This is a genomic window from Microcoleus sp. FACHB-1515, assembly GCF_014696105.1.
Taxonomy (GTDB): domain Bacteria; phylum Cyanobacteriota; class Cyanobacteriia; order Elainellales; family Elainellaceae; genus JAAUTJ01.
In genome coordinates, this window is sequence record NZ_JACJPO010000030.1 from 69633 (window position 1) to 87823 (window position 18191).

The 18191-nt window shown below is 54.3% G+C and carries 18 protein-coding genes; 7 read left to right on the forward strand and 11 right to left on the reverse strand.

Features of this window, described 5'->3' with window-relative positions; genetic code table 11:
* Window positions 1-44: 44 nt before the first annotated feature.
* The gene (locus tag H6F67_RS10530; protein ID WP_190766064.1) at window positions 45-626 is read right to left on the reverse strand and encodes a Uma2 family endonuclease; all 582 of its coding nucleotides are present in this window, start codon (window positions 624-626) and stop codon (window positions 45-47) included.
* A 52-nt stretch (window positions 627-678) separates the two neighbouring features.
* Window positions 679-957 (reverse strand): hypothetical protein, encoded by a 279-nt coding sequence (locus tag H6F67_RS10535; protein ID WP_190766066.1) that lies wholly within the window; start codon window positions 955-957, stop codon window positions 679-681.
* A gap of 104 nt (window positions 958-1061) precedes the next feature.
* Between H6F67_RS10535 and H6F67_RS10540 the strand changes: the two genes are divergently transcribed.
* Window positions 1062-1310, forward strand: a complete 249-nt coding sequence (locus tag H6F67_RS10540; RefSeq protein ID WP_190766068.1) for a helix-turn-helix transcriptional regulator — start codon at window positions 1062-1064, stop codon at window positions 1308-1310.
* Window positions 1311-1319: 9 nt separating this feature from the next.
* Window positions 1320-1550 (forward strand): helix-turn-helix transcriptional regulator, encoded by a 231-nt coding sequence (locus H6F67_RS10545; protein WP_190766070.1) that lies wholly within the window; start codon window positions 1320-1322, stop codon window positions 1548-1550.
* Between the two features lie 8 nt (window positions 1551-1558).
* Here the strand turns inward: H6F67_RS10545 and H6F67_RS10550 are convergent, their stop codons facing one another.
* Window positions 1559-3580, reverse strand: a complete 2022-nt coding sequence (locus H6F67_RS10550; protein ID WP_190766072.1) for a chromosome segregation ATPase — start codon at window positions 3578-3580, stop codon at window positions 1559-1561.
* Window positions 3581-3771: 191 nt separating this feature from the next.
* On the opposite strand from H6F67_RS10550, the gene H6F67_RS10555 reads away from it, so the two are divergent.
* On the forward strand, window positions 3772-3990 hold the full coding sequence (locus H6F67_RS10555) for an NAD(P)H-quinone oxidoreductase subunit O (RefSeq protein ID WP_190766074.1): 219 nt from the start codon (window positions 3772-3774) through the stop codon (window positions 3988-3990).
* Window positions 3991-4059: 69 nt separating this feature from the next.
* Here H6F67_RS10555 and H6F67_RS10560 read toward each other — a convergent pair whose 3' ends face one another.
* Window positions 4060-4362: a DUF6679 family protein gene (locus H6F67_RS10560; protein ID WP_190766076.1), complete on the reverse strand. Its 303-nt coding sequence runs from the start codon at window positions 4360-4362 to the stop codon at window positions 4060-4062.
* Window positions 4363-4842: 480 nt separating this feature from the next.
* Window positions 4843-5451 (reverse strand): CPP1-like family protein, encoded by a 609-nt coding sequence (locus H6F67_RS10565; protein ID WP_190766078.1) that lies wholly within the window; start codon window positions 5449-5451, stop codon window positions 4843-4845.
* 415 nt (window positions 5452-5866) lie between these two features.
* Between H6F67_RS10565 and H6F67_RS10570 the strand changes: the two genes are divergently transcribed.
* On the forward strand, window positions 5867-6580 hold the full coding sequence (locus H6F67_RS10570) for a response regulator transcription factor (protein WP_190766080.1): 714 nt from the start codon (window positions 5867-5869) through the stop codon (window positions 6578-6580).
* A 69-nt stretch (window positions 6581-6649) separates the two neighbouring features.
* Here the strand turns inward: H6F67_RS10570 and H6F67_RS10575 are convergent, their stop codons facing one another.
* Together H6F67_RS10575 and nadD are read right to left on the reverse strand one after the other, a co-directional pair.
* On the reverse strand, window positions 6650-7663 hold the full coding sequence (locus H6F67_RS10575; RefSeq protein ID WP_190766082.1) for a type I glyceraldehyde-3-phosphate dehydrogenase: 1014 nt from the start codon (window positions 7661-7663) through the stop codon (window positions 6650-6652).
* Window positions 7664-7874: 211 nt separating this feature from the next.
* Window positions 7875-8513: a nicotinate (nicotinamide) nucleotide adenylyltransferase gene (gene nadD / locus H6F67_RS10580; RefSeq protein WP_190766084.1), complete on the reverse strand. Its 639-nt coding sequence runs from the start codon at window positions 8511-8513 to the stop codon at window positions 7875-7877.
* Between the two features lie 275 nt (window positions 8514-8788).
* Between nadD and murC the strand changes: the two genes are divergently transcribed.
* Window positions 8789-10258: a UDP-N-acetylmuramate--L-alanine ligase gene (murC, locus tag H6F67_RS10585; RefSeq protein ID WP_190766086.1), complete on the forward strand. Its 1470-nt coding sequence runs from the start codon at window positions 8789-8791 to the stop codon at window positions 10256-10258.
* 98 nt (window positions 10259-10356) lie between these two features.
* Window positions 10357-11355 carry a UDP-N-acetylmuramate dehydrogenase gene (murB, locus tag H6F67_RS10590; RefSeq protein ID WP_190766088.1) on the forward strand — a complete coding sequence of 333 codons (999 nt, stop codon included), beginning with the start codon at window positions 10357-10359 and terminating at the stop codon, window positions 11353-11355.
* Between the two features lie 62 nt (window positions 11356-11417).
* Here murB and H6F67_RS10595 read toward each other — a convergent pair whose 3' ends face one another.
* The 4 genes from H6F67_RS10595 to xylB form a co-directional block, all read right to left on the reverse strand.
* Window positions 11418-13208 carry a glycosyltransferase family 39 protein gene (locus H6F67_RS10595; RefSeq protein WP_190766090.1) on the reverse strand — a complete coding sequence of 597 codons (1791 nt, stop codon included), beginning with the start codon at window positions 13206-13208 and terminating at the stop codon, window positions 11418-11420.
* 172 nt (window positions 13209-13380) lie between these two features.
* Window positions 13381-14373 carry a pentapeptide repeat-containing protein gene (locus H6F67_RS10600; protein ID WP_190766092.1) on the reverse strand — a complete coding sequence of 331 codons (993 nt, stop codon included), beginning with the start codon at window positions 14371-14373 and terminating at the stop codon, window positions 13381-13383.
* 24 nt (window positions 14374-14397) lie between these two features.
* A complete protein-coding gene (locus H6F67_RS10605) occupies window positions 14398-15579 on the reverse strand; it encodes a hypothetical protein (protein ID WP_190766094.1) in 1182 nt (393 codons plus the stop codon).
* 510 nt (window positions 15580-16089) lie between these two features.
* Window positions 16090-17511, reverse strand: a complete 1422-nt coding sequence (gene xylB / locus H6F67_RS10610) for a xylulokinase (protein WP_190766096.1) — start codon at window positions 17509-17511, stop codon at window positions 16090-16092.
* Between the two features lie 89 nt (window positions 17512-17600).
* On the opposite strand from xylB, the gene H6F67_RS10615 reads away from it, so the two are divergent.
* Window positions 17601-18155 (forward strand): zf-TFIIB domain-containing protein, encoded by a 555-nt coding sequence (locus tag H6F67_RS10615; protein ID WP_199304347.1) that lies wholly within the window; start codon window positions 17601-17603, stop codon window positions 18153-18155.
* Window positions 18156-18191: the final 36 nt, after the last annotated feature.

Consider the following 18191-nt stretch of genomic DNA (forward strand, 5'->3'; position numbering starts at 1 on the left):
AGCCCAATCGATCGCGCTGTCCCAAAACGGTATCGCCTCTCTTCCTAACTCTCCCAAATCATCGCAAGACCAAGAACAAAACCCGGAAGAACATCTTCACCATTGAGTTCTGAAGGACGATCGCACACTTCCTTTAATTGTCCCACTCGATAAATCTCAACTTGTTGATCTTGAGGATTAATCAGCCAGCCCAAGCGCAAACCATTATCGAGATATTCCTGCATTTTCTGCTGCAAATCTGTAATTTCATCGGTTTCTGACCGAAGCTCGATCGCAAAGTCAGGACACAGCGGCGCGAACTTTTTTTGCTCATCAGGTGTGAGATTTTCCCAGCGATCGATCGACACCCAAGCCGCATCAGGCGATCGAATTGCCCCATTTGGTAGCCGAAAACCAGCCGAAGAACTAAACACAATTCCCGATCGCGTTTGTCGATTCCACAAAACCAAACGGCTAATCAACTCAGCTTCACGAATGCCATCTATACCGCCAACTAAAGGAACAATTACTAACTCTCCTTTTGCTGTTCGCTCAAAGCTAAGGTCGTGATGATTGCGGCACAATTGTTCAAACTGATCATCATTCAGTTCAATTAGCGGCTTGAGGTTGAGAACGATCGCCGTCATATCAATTCCCCGCCTGCACTCGACATCATCGTTGTAGGTTGACCGACTACCATCAATCCAAATTCACGTATTTTGTCACGACGCGCATCAGCTTTCCGGTATTCGGTTCAGGAAGCGAATCGCTCCATTCATAAATTTCAGCAAACTCTTTCACAAACAGCGTATAGATGATGTTTGTAATTGCCGGATCAGAGCCGACCACGATAATGCGGACGGCTTCACGGCGATCGCGAAGCGCTCCCGGAACGGTATCGCGCTTTTTCGGACGATCGACAGGCGGATCGATCGGTGGAACATTTGCATCACCATTTGACAAAAATTCTTCAGCCATAGGACACCAGAAATTGTATGTAAACTTACTTGCTTACATCATACTGTATGTGAACTAGTTAATTCACATTTACTCGGTCATCGTCCTCTGACACGATCGAGCGCATGGGAAAGGCAGGTCGATCGCTCAAGCAAACCCTCAAAACGTTTGGCATCAGTCAAAACAAGTTAGCCGTCACAATGGGCATTGAGCGCACGGTGGTTTATCGCTGGACGCACGAGCGCACCGACCCGACAGGCGAAACCATCACCGCCATCACAGCCGCTCTGCAAAAGATTAACCCCGATGCCGCACAAGCCTTTGTCGATTTCTACTTAGGCGACATTCTTCAATCGACCGAGGAGGATGAATAATTTTTCCGCATGGGCAGAGCCAGCCAAGCACTCAAGCAAGTTCTCGAAACATACGGCATCACGCAAAACAAGCTAGCCGTCACGATGGGCATTAGTCGCGCCAACGTCGGTCGCTGGTTTCATGGTCTCGATCCCAGTGCCGAGAATATTGCTGAAATTACCAAAGCGCTCAAGCAGATGAATCCTGATGCGGCTAGGGAATTTGTGCGGCTGTATTTGGGTGAAATTTTGGAGGACTAGCGATCGCCCTAGAACGACGGGATAGACGGCGAAACGGGAACTTGGCGCGATCGCCATTCTTGAATTAGCGATTGGGCAGAGCCGTAGACAGACGATCGCGACGGGATATTTTCGGCAGTGTCGATCGCCCCCGCCAAATCCGTTTGGGCTTGTGCCTGAGCCGTTTGCAGCAGCGCTTGGCTGGAAGCATCGATCAGGCGATCGGCTTCTGCCCTAGCTGAGCTATTCGCAGAAACTTGGCTGGCAATCCGAATCGATGAAACCAAACCTGCGATCGTGTTGCTGCTGGCGGCCTGATATGCCTGCTGCAATTGCGTTTGACCTTGAATTTGGGCACGCCAGTCGCGCAAATCCGTTTGAGCTTCGCGAGACAACGCGCGGCCAGACGCGATCGATTCCACTGTTTGAATCGCCTCTGGCAAATTGCCTGAAAGGGCAAGCTGACGAGCGCGATCGAGAATTGGCCGATCCTGCATGGTTTGGATTTGGCTTGTCCAGTCGCGAATGCGCTCTCGCGCTTGGGGATAAAGCGTTCGACCAGGGCGAATTTGGCTGGCTTCTGCGATCGCCGCCTGCAACGAAGCCATATCGCCCGGAATCGCAAGCTGTTCGGCTTGATCGAGGCGCGGACGGTCTTGCATGTCTTCCACGCGCTGCGACCAGTCGGCAATCAGGCGACGCGCTTCGGCACGACGCGGATTTCCCTGCCGAACCATTGAGGCTTCAGAAATGGCCGATGTCAAGTCACCCAGTCCGCCTGGTTCGGCAAGCTGGCGAGCGCGTTCCAAATAGCCGACCGCTTCGATTTCCAGCCGCCAGCGGCCAATCAGCGATTGAGCGCGATCGTACAGTGGGCGATCGGGCGCGAGCCGTTGCGCCTGCACGATCGCCGCTTCCAAATCGGCCACCGTGCCGCCCCAAGCTTGCCGCTGCGCTTCGGCCAAGTCGCGGAAGTCTTGCACTTGGGCTTGCAGTTTGGCGCGTTCGGGAATTTGGCGCAGCACGTCCAGCGCACCTTCCCAATCTTGGCGATCGAGCGCGGCAGACGCAAAATCAAGCATTTTTTGTCCCAGTTCGGCCATCACCTTGTCGGCTTCGGCATACAGCGGACTGTTTGACTTGATTTCCTCAATCAGTTTGACGGCTTCCAGCAGGTTTTCTTTGCCGCCGCGATCGATCAGGCTGCGGGCGCGACCGAGTTTGTTGCCATCTTCGCGATACATGGCGATTAGCCCGTTCAGTTCGCGATATTTCGTCGTCCGCCAATATTCGTTCTCGACATCGAGAAGCTGAACCGCCAGGGTGAATGCCTTTTGCAAATCTTGCGCTTTCAGGGCGTTTTGCGCTCCCTGATAGAGCGAGTCGGCCTTTTGCCAAATGTCTTGCCACTTTTTAATTCGGTCTTCCACCAAGCTGTGTGCGGAAGTGTTGGCGGGAATGCGCCGAGCAGTGGCGATCGCTTCGTCCAGCTTGCCGTTGTTAAACGCGGCTTCTGCCAAATTCAAAATATCGGTTGCCCAGGTTTCGATTTGCCGATTGATTTCGGGACGCAGGGGGTGATCGGCGGGCAGGCTGTTGATCAGTTTGATCGCTTCGAGCAAATCATCAACGGTTTGCTTGTTGGCGGCAAGGTCGGCACAGTAAAACCGCAGTCGGGCCGAGGCGGTCGGCCAAAAAATCGATGGACAGTTTGGCAGGGCGGGCAGCTTCAGCAGCAGCGCGATCGACAAGCCGCCAATGCCAAGCGTGGTGGTCAGGGCAGCAACTGCCCAAAACCTTAAGCTTGTTGGAAATCGCCAGCGCCATTTGTGCGACGGTGCTGCCAGCGTTTCACCTTCAGTCACAGGTTCCGGTTCAATCATTACAGGTGAAGCAGGTGTCGGAGCAATCCTAGCATTCACAACAGGCAACGCATCAGTGGGCAGGTTTGCTTGGGCAGGAAGCGGTTTTTTCGCCCGACTCGATCGATTCGGCACGATTACTTTGATCGCAGGCGGCGATCGACGCTTTGGCTTGCCACTGTTGGTCATATCGAAAACTCCGTCACATCCCCACGCTGCCAGCAAATGCTGAAGATCCTACTCTCGATCGACAGAAAGATCTATAGGGAGTTCAAGGAGGTTGGAGATGATGGAACGACAGCTTGCAACCAAAGTGAGCGATCGCGCTTCCCGCTTAAGAAAATGTCAAACTACTGAAAGGACACAAGAAGGAGTCAATCATGCCCGTCAAGAAAGGTGATTTGGTGCGAGCTTTGCGCGACAAGATGGAAAACAGCCTGGAAGCGAAAGCAAGCGACGATCGATTTCCGCCCTACATTTATGAAACCAAAGGTGAAGTGGTGGATGCTAAGGGCGACTATGTGCTGGTGAAGTTTGGCTACATGCCTGCGCCGAATGTTTGGCTGCGTAACGACCAGCTTGAAAAGTGGCCGGACTAGTCGGCGCGATCGCTAGCAAAGGGGCGCGATCGATCCAACCTAGAAAAAATCGCGCCCAGAAATTTGCGTTTACGGTTCGTCAGGACGGCGACGAATCTGTTCGGCTTCGGGGCAGTCTTCTGACACCAACGGCTCCACATCGCCGCGCGGCACAGTTGCCAGTTTTTGCGTCACTGCGCCGATGCTTTCGAGCCGCACCATTTCTTCCCAAGAGCAGATTTCGTCGTCTTCTTCTGTTTCGTAGCGCAGTGTAACCAAATCTCCTTCAATGTCTAGAATACGAGCGCGTTCAATCCAGCGCTGTTGATCCCGCAGAAAGATCCAAACTTCGCGACCATCACAACAGAGTTGATAGATCTTGCGGTGTAGCATGAATTGCTTCTCCTGAACACACAACTTTGAAAGTCCAACAAAGCAGCGATCGAGCCATCACTGCATCTTTGCGACGCAGCCGTCGCTTACGAAGGGCAGGCGGCAGTAAATCGACCCGATCGGCTGGGAGGAATGCGGTAGCAGGGGGTGCAAGTAGCCGTTAAAGTCATTGTGGTTAAATAGAAAAATTGGCGGATCTCAACTGAAAGCGACGAAATGAGGAAGCATGGATGATTGAAGCTTGACAGTTGAGTGCGTTGCAGTGGAGTGATTCGCGAATCAGTGACGATGGCAGTATTTCGCGAACGGTAAGCATGTGAACAAAAGTTGACAGAACTTTAACCATCATTCTAGCGATAGTCCGTCAGAATGAGGGGATCAAATTTGCGGAGCGGCTAGAATCGATCGAAGCTTGAAAACAAGACGCGACTTCTCGCCAACCGCCGAGAAGTCGCATTTTGGGGTCGATCGTCATGGTTGCTAACGCAAGAAGCTACTGATGAGCCACAGGACAAAGAACGTCACCAGCGAGGCAAAAGCTTCGAGCGACAACCCTGCGGCGGCGAGCGGCTGAGGGAAAAACTGCCCAAGCTGCAAGCCAAGAAACACGCCGCCCACCAGTCCGCCCAGCGTCAGGAGGAGCGATCGCCCAAACTTGCGCTCTTTGCGATTGAGGAAATAAAGGTTGAACCCCACCCCCAGCGCCAGAGCAAGCTGCGGTGAGGACAAAACACTCAGCAGCCCCGTCACCAAAAACAAGCCTGCGGGTAGCAAAATGTCCGTCCGACTCGGCGTATCCACCATGCGCTGAAGCCAGTCTGGTGAATTTGCTGACGGCGTTGGAGCAAGTTTTGCGGGCGGCTCTACGGTGCGTTCTGGAAACCGAATGACATCAGGCACTTTGATCTTGCCTTCTTGTCGCAGCCGCAGCCGATCCATCAAAATCGCGTCGTAGGCGACCTCGATCGCTTCGACCTGACGGCGATCGCCGCTGTGCTGCTCAACTAATCGATTGCGGGCTTCTTGAATTTCTTCAAACGAAGCACTTTCATCTACGCCAAGTTTCGCGTAGTGATTTTGATCACTCATTGACGACCTCCCGAAAGACCCCCACTAGTATCGAGTATGATGAGCAGAAAGAAATGCGAACGCTCAGCGTTCTCGACGGCTGCTCTGACCGCTAATCAGGTGCTCTAGCCACTAGCCATTAGTGTAACCGCCTACTTTCGCTTCGCAAACAATTGTCACAGGTTTGCAAAGATTGTGCGCTGCACTGGCTGACTCAACCTCAGCATGACAATTTTTTCCCATTCAGGATATTCTCATTGCTAATTTTTAGAAGGATAATGGGTTAGGGCAGCTAGGGTGGCGCATCTACCTCCATCTCCATTGTGAATCGATTTGGGAACAGTTGATCAAATACTGGCAACTTTTCATTCAGGTTTCATAATGGGTTAGGGAATATACCTGTTCATTTAACCCTCCACTTTGAAAGGTAATGGTCATGGCTTCAGCCAAGATTCTTGTCGTTGATGACGACCCTGCCATCCGCACACTCATCCATCGGTTCTTGTCTAAGCAAAACTACCAGATGGAGTCTGCCGAAGATGGCAAATCGGCCATGACGCTATTTGAGCAGTTCAACCCAGATTTGGTGATTCTAGATGTTAATCTTCCAGACGCCACGGGTTACACGCTTTGTCAAGAAATGCAAAGCCGCACGAATGTGTTCGTTCTGATGCTAACAAGCCGCACCGACGAAGCAGACAAGATTCGCGGCTTTTCTCAAGGCGCAGACGACTATTTGACCAAGCCGTTTGGCCTGGGTGAGCTAGAAGTGCGCGTTCGTGCGATTTTGAAGCGGCAACGACCGATTACGCCGCCTGCTCAGCAGTCTTTAACGTTTAACGGGCTATCGATCGATCCGGTTCGCCGCGAAGTCACGCTGAACGACGAGGCCATCTTGCTGACGGCGCTAGAGTTTGATCTGCTGCATTTTCTAGCGAGTCATCCCGGTCGCGTGTGGCGCAGAGCCGAACTGATTCAGAAGGTGTGGGACTACGAATATGTCGGCGATCAGCGCGTTGTCGATGTCCACATCGGCCAGATTCGCAAGAAGATCGAGATCGATACGACGCAGCCTGCGCTGATTCAAACAGTGCGCGGCGTTGGCTACAAGTTTGAAGCGCCGGAAACCAGCGGTAATTCTGCTTCTTAGGGCATCAACCAGCAAAGGGGCAAAGATCACGACGCCCCTTTGCTGACTAGACTGTGAAAGAGCGATCGCCTATGCTGTCCATTTTTGGGCGACGATTTCAGCTAGGTCAACCACGCGCTGGCTGTAGCCCCACTCGTTGTCATACCAGGCGACAACTTTCACCATGTCGCCGCCCATTACCATCGTCAAGCTGGCATCCACGATCGAGGATTCATCGGTTCCCCGATAGTCGCAGGAAACCAGTTCAAGATCGCTGTAGGCCAAAACGCCCTTCATTGGTCCTTCGGCAGCAGCTTTGAGGGCTTCGTTCACCTGCTCGGCAATTGTGCCGCGTTCGACCTGCACTACGAGATCGACGATCGATACGTTTGGCGTCGGAACGCGCAGAGCAATGCCGTTCAGCTTGCCCTTCAGTTCCGGCAGCACCAGCGCGACGGCTTTAGCGGCTCCGGTTGTGGTCGGAACAATGTTCAAGGCGGCAGCACGGGCACGGCGGAGATCGCGGTGGCTTGCATCTAGCAAGCGCTGATCTCCGGTGTAGCTGTGCGTCGTCGTCATCGTGCCTTTAACGATGCCAAACGATTCGTGAATCACTTTAGCGATCGGCGCGAGGCAGTTGGTCGTGCAGCTTGCGTTGCTGATGATTGTGTGCTTGCTGTGGTCATAGTCTTTGTCGTTGACGCCGACCACAAACGTTCCGTCATCGTTTTTGCCCGGAGCGGTAATCAGAACTTTCTTGGCTCCGGCTTCGAGGTGCTTCGAGGCTCCTTCGCGGCTGGTAAACACGCCCGTCGATTCGATGATCAAATCAATTTCCCAATCTTTCCAGGGCAGATTGAGCGGATTGCGATCGGAGGTGCATTTCACCACATGGCCGTTTGCCGTGATGGTGTTTTCGTCGGCACTGATGTCGGCATTCATTTTGCCGAGCATCGAATCGTATTTCAGCAGATGCGCGTTTGTTTTGGGATCAGATGTGTCGTTGATGGCGACAATTTCAAAATTGCTGTTTTCTCGTCCGAGCCAGCATCGCATGAAGTTACGTCCGATGCGTCCGAAACCGTTGATCGCTACTCTAATCACTGCGTCTTGCCCTCTGTTTACTAAAATCGATCGCGGCGTCCCCGAAGGGTATCGCTCTGGTTAGACCCTAATTTCAGAAAAACTTGCACTGCACCTGAAGCGCAAATTTCAAGTCAGTTCCATTTCTGCTAGCGGTCTACGGTCAAGAAAATCATACACTTTCGAGGTACGCCTCTCAATAGGGATCAGTGACTGGAATCGGCTTTGGGGATCACGATCGATAGAGGCCATGCTGCTGAATGTAAGTCTGGACGGGCATTGGAACTAATTTTGCAATAGGTAAAATTGCTTGGCAGCGATCGCGCACCAAACTGGAAGAAATTGGACTGGGCGATCGATCGAGCATCTGCCAGCGTAACGTGATCCCCTCGGCCTGAAGCTGACGTTCAATCCGGTGAATTTGCGGTTGAGTTTTGTCCGGCTCGCCGCGCGGAGCAATCAGCCAATCGCACTGGGAAGCAAGCTTGTGGCGATCGACCCAGCGCGGCAGCGTCGCAAAGGCATCTAGTCCGATCAGCCAAAACCAGTGAGTGTCAGGTTTTTGTTGTTGCAGCGCCGTGAAAATCTCGATCGCAAATCGCGCCGATAAGCCAGCCAAGGTGAACTGAGGATAAGGAGCGATCGCCTGTTCCACCATCGCCAGCCGATGCTCAAACGGTGCAGCTTGCGATTTATAGTGCGGCGCGAGTGTGGGAACCCAAACGACTTCATCGAGATGAAACTGTTCGCAAGCAGCGCAGGCCATCTCCAGGTGAGCGCAGTGGATCGGATTGAATGTGCCTCCAAAGATGGCGCGTCGGGGCATTGCGATCGCCTCGCCTTTCACGACCTTCTCAGTAAGTGGACACACGCAAAGATAAAACCAGGCTTGAAGCTGCCTCTTCCGTAAGCAGCCTTGAGTTTTCGATCGTTTTTTGACAAAGCCGAGATGCTGAATTTATATAGCTGAAAATTTTTGATCGGTTTCAGAAATCGAGTTAGAAACGCTTGTAGTTAACTCAATATCGATGATTTCGATTTGATTTAGGCGAATTTCATTTCGCGCTCGCGGATGTATCGCAAAAAAGCAAATCTTGCTATGATATCCGCGTGTTATCGGTGTGGTGTGGTGTTTAAGGAGCAAGAATGCTGAATTCTGTAGATTTCAGCGGGAAGCCGTTTCATTTCATCGGGATTGGTGGAATTGGAATGTCGGCTCTCGCCTATATTTTAGCAAAACGCAAGCTGCCCGTTTCAGGTTCAGATATTAGCCTCAGCCACATCACACAGCGGCTGCAAGAACAAGGTGCACATATCTTTTGGAGCCAAGATGCAGCCAATTTGACGCATTTTCGATCGCCCGTTGAACCGCAAGCGGAACCGACTCGAACCGCAAGTGTTGTTACACTCTCACCTGACCCGGTGTTGCCGCAGGTTGTTTGCTCAACGGCGATTAATCCGGCCAATTCCGAATATCGCGCTGCGCTCGATCTGGGCTGTCCGATCTTTCATCGATCGGACATTCTCGCTGCGCTGATTCAAGAATACGAAAGCATTGCGGTTGCCGGAACGCACGGCAAAACCACTACTAGCAGCATGATCGGCTATTTGCTGCTCAACGCAGGACTAGATCCGACAATTGTGGTCGGCGGCGAGGTCAATGCCTGGGAAGGCAACGCTCGCCTCGGCGACGGGCCATATCTAGTAGCAGAGGCAGATGAATCTGACGGCTCGCTGGTCAAACTGTCGGCGGCGATCGGCGTTGTCACCAATATCGAGCTTGACCATCCCGACCACTATGCGACGCTCGATCAGGTGGTCAGCACGTTCAAAACTTTTGCACAGCGCTGTCAAATTCTTGTGGGCTGCATCGATTGCGACACGGTACGCAACGATCTACAGCCGCAGATCACCTACAGCCTGCACGATCGCCAAGCAGATTACTGGGTCGATCGCATCAGCTATCGATCGGAGGGAACAACGGCACAAGTTTGGGAGCGCGGCACACTGTTGGGAGCGCTCAATCTCAAGCTGCTCGGTCGTCACAATCTCAGCAATGCGCTAGCGGCGATCGCCGTCGGGCGTCAGTTAAAACTGGAATTCGTCACGATCGCTTCGGTTCTTGAAACCTTCAGCGGAGCAAGACGGCGGTTTGAGTATCGCGGCGAAGCAAACCACATTCGCTTTATTGACGACTACGCGCACCACCCCAGCGAAATTCAAGCAACGCTGGCAGCGGCTCGCATTCAAGCAGGAGCGCGTCGAGTCGTGGCCGTCTTTCAGCCGCATCGCTACAGCCGCACGCAAACCTTTTTGGAAGCGTTTGCCCGATCGTTCAACTGCGCCGATCTCGTGATCACAACAGAAATCTATAGTGCAGGAGAGCCGCAGCTCGATCGCGTCAGTGGTGCTCAGCTAGCGGACGCGATCGCTGCCCATCATCCGCAGGTTGTGTTTCAACCGACGCTGCCTGCTGTCTCTGCTTTTCTGATGGAGCAGCTTGCGCCTGGCGATCTGGTGATGTTCTTGGGAGCGGGAAATCTCAACCGTATCATTCCGGAACTGACTGCTTATTTTGCACAGCTTGAGGCTGAAGCGCCAGAAGCAACGGCTTAGCAATCGCATTTCCGGCGCGTGCTCTCCTCAAAATTTTCTCTCACTAGAGAGACGACTGAACGAATCAAGCGTCTGTTCCCTCTTTAGAGTTGATTTTTATGACCCTTTCTGATAATCGATCCAGTGTTCGCAGTGTCGGCATCCCGCTCCAAAAGCTGAAACGCCGCTCGATCGCACCTGTGTCTCATCCTCCAACCATCTGTCTGCCCGATACAACCAGCGTGATCAAAGCGCAGGTATCACTCGCAAACTACACTTCTTGGCGCGTTGGCGGGCTAGCCGAGTGGTATGTGGCTCCGCGTGATGCCGCTGATTTATGGCCGCTGCTGGAATGGGCAAAGTCCGAAGCGCTGCCTGTGACGCTGCTCGGCGCAGGCACGAATTTACTGATTAGCGATCGCGGCCTGCCCGGATTGATCTTGGGAACGCGCCACTTGCGCTTTACCCGCTTTGACCCGGAAACCGGACAGGTGACGGCAGCAGCAGGCGTGCCGATCGCTCGTCTTGCATGGCAGGCGGCAGAGCGCGGCTGGCAAGGGCTAGAGTGGGCAGTGGGCATTCCCGGCTCGGTCGGCGGTGCAGTGGCAATGAACGCCGGAGCGCATCGATCGGAAACAGCAGATATTCTGCTCAACGCTCAGGTAATTTCGCAGACAGGGACGCTCGAATCGTTCGATCGCGATCGATTGGGCTTTCGCTATCGCACGTCGATTTTGCAGGGCAGCGGTCAACTGGTGACGCAGGCGACTTTTCAACTGCAACCCGGAGCCGATCCGCAGCAGGTGATCGCCGAAACCACCGCCCATCTCGATGCGCGTCGCGCCACGCAGCCTTATCATCTGCCAAGCTGTGGCAGCGTTTTTCGCAATCCTGATTTCCGCACGGCAGGCTGGCTGATCGAGCAGACGGGACTGAAGGGCTATTCGCTCGGCGGAGCGCAAGTTGCAGAGCGGCACGCAAATTTCATCTTGAACTGCGGCAGCGCAACGGCCACCGATATCTTCCAGCTCATCCGCCACGTGCAAACAAAGGTGGAAGAGTCCTGGTCAGTGCGACTAGAACCGGAAGTCAAAATGCTCGGCGAATTCGACGACTGAAGCGATCGCTTTTAGATCACAGTTTTAGGATGCTTCCGATCGGGGTACGGCGTGCCGTGCCCCTATTCGCGTAGCGGTAGCGGAACGCGCCAAAGCTGATAAGCACCTGCGGTTTGAATCAAATCGTACTGCCTGGGACGCAGTCGCGTTTCTTCCAGCTTGTCTGGATAGCCCAATACCAGGGCAGATTGAGGCGCAGGCTGCTCAGTGCGCGATCGCCGCAAGTAGTCAATCGTGCGATCGGGATGCGAAAGATAAGTGATCGATCGCTGCGTGTAAAACACCAAGCTGGGCTTTTCAAAGCCAACCATCAGGACAGTTTCCGTTGGCGGATAGGTGCGAATCGTGGCGGCAATTTGGCGCAAAGGTAGCTGTCGCTCGACATCCATCAAGAACGCTGCGGGAACGATCGTAAACAAAATGAAAGCGGCAAACGCGATCGCATTCACGCTCCACAGCCAGCGACCCTGCCGCGAAACAAGCAGCAGCGCTCCGATCGCGGCTGCCAAAACCCAAATTAAGCCGCCCCAAATCAAAACGCCGGACTGCCGCATCGTTTCCGGCAAGTTTGGCATGGCGGGATCGTCACCCATCCAGTTAGCGCTGTAGAGCACTACGCCTGCCAAAACGACCAAAAACACCAAATTCACGATCGCTGTAATCATCACGCTCCGCTGCAAGCGCGGACGCTGCATCTGATCGCTCCACAGCAGCCCAACGAGAATCGCAGCGGCAGGCATCAAGGGCAGGACATAGCTGGGCAGTTTGGTGACGGCGATCGTGAAAAAGCCGAAGATCACCGCAAACCAAAACAGCGCAAACAAGCCAAACTGCGTCGATCGCGGCTGCGACTGCCACTGGCGGCGTTGCCCCAAGCGCCAGCGGGAAATGGCGATCGGCAGATAAAGCGACCAGGGCAAAAAGCCAACCAGAACAACGATGAAGTAGAAATACCAGGGGGCAGCATGGTCGTTGACGACGCTGGTAAACCGCTCGATGTTGTGATAGCCAAAAAACGAATTGATGTAGGCATCGCCATTGGCGCGAATCACCAGAAAATACCAGGGCAGCGTGATCGCTAGAAACAGCAGCGCTCCAGGCAGCAGGTGCATTTCGCGCAGGGTCGATTGCAACTGACCGACATACAGCAAAAATGCGCCGACAATCAAGATTGGCAGAACGACACCGACTGGTCCCTTGGTGAGAACGGCCAGCGCACACAAAACGTAGGAAGCGAAATACCAGCGGGTTTTGCTCGATCGATCCTCGGTCGCATAGCCCCAGAAAAATGCCATCAGTGCAGTTCCCATACAGCCGCTCAGCAGCATGTCTGAAACGCCTGTCCGCGCCCAAACCAGCGTTTCGGCATTCAGTGCCATCAGTGCTGCTCCAATCCAAGCCGAAAGCCAGAGCGATCGCGAAGTTGAAGCATGGCGATCCGATGCTGCTTCGGTGCCGTCGGCAGGCTGCACATAGCCGAACTTACGCAGCGTCACAAAGCCAAACACCGTCAGAGCAGTAGCAGCAAGAGCAGACGGCAAACGGACTGCCCACTCATTCACACCGATCGCTCGATAGCCGATCGCCATCAGCCAGTACACGAGGGGCGGCTTGTCAAATCGCGTATGGCCGTTGTAATAAGGCGTGATCCAGTCGCCTGTTTTGACCATTTGGCGCGCAGCTTCGGCAAACAGCGGCTCGGTTTCATCCACCAGTCCGATGCTACCCAAGTGATAGCCAAACGCGATTGCACACAGCAGCAGCACCCAACTGAGGGAAATAGCCCAGGCAAAAGCAGGCTGTTTCTCCCAGTTTGAGAAAAACTTGACGGGGCGATCGATCCGAATTCTCATGAAGTCGTTTGTATGGCGAGCCGAAAAATCGACGGTTAGTCCGACCTTACTTTAACTGGAATCCCCCGATTTCTAAACACATCCGGAGAAATTCCCGGTTGCACTCTTGCCTGACTGGATGACGCGATCGCTCCAAACGTTCCCATTTTGCCTAGGAAATTTTGTCATCCAGCTAAGTGCTGATGCTGCCATCCGGCATCGTCGCGCCTTCAAGCTGAACGTTGATCAAATTCGCGCTGCTGATTTCGGCTCGGATCAATCCGGCTTCGCGCAAATCGGCTCCGTTCAAGTCGGCACGGGCAAGATAGGCATCGGTGAGGCTGGCCGATCGCAAATTCGCGTCCGTCAAATTGGCGCGGCTCAGGTCAGTGCGAGCAAGGTTGGTGAAGCTGAGATCGGCACGGACAAGGTGAGCACGATCGAGCTTGGCATCGGGCAGCACGGCTCCGCGCAAATTTGCGGTGGCAAGGTCGGCTTCGGTCAGGTGCGATCGCTCCAGCTTGGCATTTGCGAGCAACGCCTGCCGCAAAATTGCGCCTGTCAAATTTGCCTCAGTCAGCAGTGCGCCGCTGAGATTGGCTTCGGTGAGATCGGCTTCGCGCAAATCGACTTCGCGCAACGTGGCTTCACTCAGATTCGCACCGCGCAAATCGACGCGAGCAAGATCGGCTCCGGTGAGATTCGCACCGCGCAGATCAACCTTACGCAAACAGGCTCCGCGCAGATTGGCGGTGTAGCGATTGTTTTCTTCGCGAAAGTTCGCGCCGCGCAAACAGGCTCCCGTCAAATTTGCACCGCTGAGGTTGGCGTTGCGTAAGTCGGCTCCGACTAAATTGGAATCGAGCAAATAGGCCAGCGTCAGATCGGCACTCCGCAGATCAGCACCTTGCAAAATTGCGCCATGCAGATCGGCATCTTGCAAGCAGGCTCCTGTCAAGCTGGCCTGACTGAGATTTGCGCCACAAAGTTTCGCCTGCTTGAGGCTAGTTTTGTTCAGCCGAGCGCGATTGAGATAGGCCAAAACAAGAATGGCGCTTTGCAAATCGGCTCCACTGAGATTGATGCCGATCAAATCCGCACCCGGTAAACGGGCATTTCGCAAGCTGACACCTTGAAAGTTGGTTTCACCAGATTCGTAGCGTTTGAGCAGTTCGATCGCATTCATGCACAGAAGGATTGAGGTTAGGAATTAAGCAGAAAAACGATCTTGAACGGAGGCAGGAGCAGCGGAAGTTCCCGTAATTTCAAGCGGGCGGCTCAGATCCGTTGAGTGCCCGATCGCTCCGCCTGCCAGTTCGGTTTTGCCTGCTGTGACGGCAAAGGTGCGGATCTGGTCGCCCTCCGCAACATCCGGCGATCGCAAAAAGTTTCGCAGATCCGCATCTTGGTAGAAACCTTGCAGCGATCGCGCGATCGATCGTGCCGTTTGGACGTAGTCGCCCTTTAACTGCTGAGCTGTATCATTGAGGTGCAGTTCCAAGGCGGCAGGCGTGGGATGAATGCGGATGATCGATCGCAGCAGATGATCGAGGTCGTCGGTTTTGAGCAGGCTGATTTGCGACAGGTCGATCGGTTCATGCAGAGCGCTAAACAGCAACAGCTTTGCCCGCAGCGGATTCGCATATTTGAGAATTTCCAGCCGCAGATCAAACAGCAGCGCATCCACACGGGCAGACAGCGGCAGGCTGGGGGTTGACTTGACGATCGAACCGGGCGCATCGGCAGACGGCGCGATCGGCGGATCGGGCAAAACCACTGTGGCTTCGAGTTCGTCGCGATACAGCGGCGCGAAAATTTGCGCGATCGCTTGCGCCACGATGCGATAGTGTCCCTGTCGGTTCAGCGTTTTAACAATGCTTTCGAGGACGGCCTGTAGCTGCTCGATCGTCGTGGCGAGGCTGTGCAGTTCTTCGACCAGTTCGCTCAGCGAAATCCGATCGAGTCGGGCGCGATCGTTTTCCCAGACATTGTGACAGGCGCACACCAACAGCTTTTTGATGCGTACTGCGTCCGGCTCGGCCTGAAGCTGAGCGGCAATTTGGTCATAGCGCTGGCGCTTTTCGGGCGAAGGGGGAGGTGCTGTGTAGAGCAGGCGGCAGCAGTTGGCAATGACGTTGGCAACCAGCGTGTATTCGGCAGGCTTGTTCAACGTTTTGACGAGCGTTGTCAGATGCGCCTGGAGGCGATCGAAGGTTGGGGCGATCTGCTGGATTGTTTGCAGCAAATCGATCCAGGCATATTGATTCAGCTTGAGTGGTTCGCTTTCCCAACTGCCGTGACAAGCGTAAACCAGCAGTTTTTTGACGCGCTGCTGACTGTGACTTTGGGCGATCGCCTGAGCGACAACATCGAGACGCGGAGTAGCTGTCATTGCAGTGAATGTCGGATGACCGGATGAATGGCGTTGGAGCAGCGCCAGGTGAATGAAATGCTTGGCAATAGCATTCCCGCGCGTGCGGCGAATGGCGACAGGCAAATTGCTTTTTCCTGGCGATCGATGCGGGCAGATTGTCAAAGAATTGAGCGAAGTTGAGATTGAGCTTGCTTGCCTCCTCATCGTCACAATTCGAGGATTTTGAAGTGACTCAATGTCTAAAAGCTCAATGCCTTAAAGATAGTTGCAGGCTTCAGTTAATTCACTGAGGCTTGGGAAGGATGCTTCGACAATTTTACTCAGTTTTCAAAGTGGAAAATCAGGACAGCGGCAAAAGCCGTGCAATCAATTTCCGGCTGAAAGCGCAAACCCATTCAAATGGGTTGACAGGCTGAGTCCGTTGAAACCGACTTGAGCTTTGGAGATTCATTTTTGGGTGCTGATGCGTCAGTCCTGGAGAAGTGAAATTTTTCGCTTAATAATTTCCACTTCCTCCATGCATCCTGCTCAGGTTGAACGAAATCCAGCAAGGCGCGGGTAAAGCTGACAAAAGCGCTGATAGGCGGCTTCGAGTCGTGCGATCGATCGCGGCACGGTGGCTTGAGCGATTTGGGGCGCGTTGAATTCCAATCCGATCGCCATGCCAGCAAGTCGGGCTGCACCTTGAGCAGAGGCAGCACTGAGGCTCATGCTGTGCAGCGGCACTTGCAAAACATCGGCCAAAAGCTGTCGCCATTGTGGTTCGAGCGAGCCGCCGCCTGCCAATCGCAGCGACTCGATCGCGATTCCCGTTGACCGCAGCGCGTCGAGTCCCTGCCGGATGGCAAACGCGACTCCTTCCAGGCTCGATCGCATCAGGTGAGCGCGAGTGTGAACCAAGCTCAACCCCATCCAACTGCCGCGAATTTGTGGATCAAGATGCGGCGTGCGTTCGCCCGTCAAATACGGCAGAAACGTCAAGCCTGCACAGCCAGGCTCGATCGCAAACGCTTCGGCGTAGATTTGCGGCCAACTGTAGCCCAAAATCTGGCGCACCCATTCCAATGCCAGTCCAGCATTTTGCATTGCGGCCAAACTGTACCACTGCTGAGGCAGAGCCGATCGAAACAAATGCGTTCCCGTTTGCAGATCGATCGCGGGCTGCGATCGAATCGCGGCAATCTGCGCGGCTGTGCCGATCGTCAGTTGTGCCAGTCCCGACTCGGTTAAACCGCTGCCAACCAAAGCCGCTGCCGTGTCGCCCGCTCCTGCCGCGACGGGAATCCCCGCAGGCAAATTGAACAGTTCGGCAGCTTCCGATGTGAGATGTCCGGCAATTTGGCTGGAAGGGGCGATCGGAGCTAGCCAATCAAAGCGCAAGTTCAAGGCAGCGGCAATGTCTTCCGCCCAGCGATCGCTCGGCAAATCATACAGCAGCGTTGCCGACGCATCGGATGGTTCCGCAGCGGCAATTCCCGTTAGCCGCAGGCGAATCCAGTCTTTCGGCTGAAGCGCCCAGCGAGCCGCCCTGTAGATTTCCGGTTCGCGATCGCGCAGCCACAGCAGCGAAGTTCCGGCCATGCCAGCCGCGATCGGATTGGCAAGCCGCCGACGCATTTCTAAATCAAGCTGCTGATAGGTGGCAATTGCCGGATGCGAGCGCGTATCTGCCCACAAAATCGCTGGACGCAATGGCGCACCTGTTGCAGTTGCCAGCACAACGCCGTGCATTTGTCCCGACAGTCCGATCGCCTGCACGGATTGGCCTTGAGCGATCGAGCGAACGGCGATCGCAGCGGCATTCCACCACGCTTGCGGATCGGTTTCTGCCCAGTTGGGCTGTGGCGTATCGACCGGATAGGGTTGCGACGCTTCTGCCAAAACCGCGCCCTCGATCGAGAGCAGCAGGGCTTTCACTGAGCTTGTGCCAAAATCCAGGCCGAGCAGCATGGGAAAAGGAGGGCAGTGGGTTCGATCGTATCGTGAGGGCGATCGAACCGTCGATCGCGATGGTTTAATGAAAAGCAGCGAGTGGAGAAATGACGGTGCGCTGCCCCAAAGACCGCAAAACAGAACTCGAAAGCAGCACGCTCAGCGGCAATTTGGCTGTGCAGTGCTGTTCAGACTGCAAAGGAACCTGGATTCCCGCTGCCGAATATGAAACCTGGCAAAGCCAGCACGATCGAATTCACGATCTGCCTGCGACGCTGGATGTAGATTATGTGCAGTCGCCGTTCGACACCAAAGCCGCTTTGTGTCCAGAGTGCAACCACTACCTCAGCCGCGCCAAAGTCAGCCTCAAAACGCCCTTCTACGTGGAGCGCTGCCCGAACTGCAACGGCATCTGGTGCGATCATGGCGAATGGGAAGTGCTGGAAAAGCTTGGTTTGCACACGGCGATCGAACACCTTTTCACCAGCGAATGGCAAATCCGCATCAAGGCTCGCGAAACGGCAGAGCGCGAACGCGAAGCCACGATCGAAAAATTAGGCGAAGACTTGGCCGCACGAGTGTTTGACCTGGCGGAACGGTTGGAGAATCATCCCAACGGCGATTTTGGCGTGGCGTACTTAATGCGTCGATTCGATCGATAATTTGCAAACTGCATTTTCGTTTGAGGGAGCCAAGAT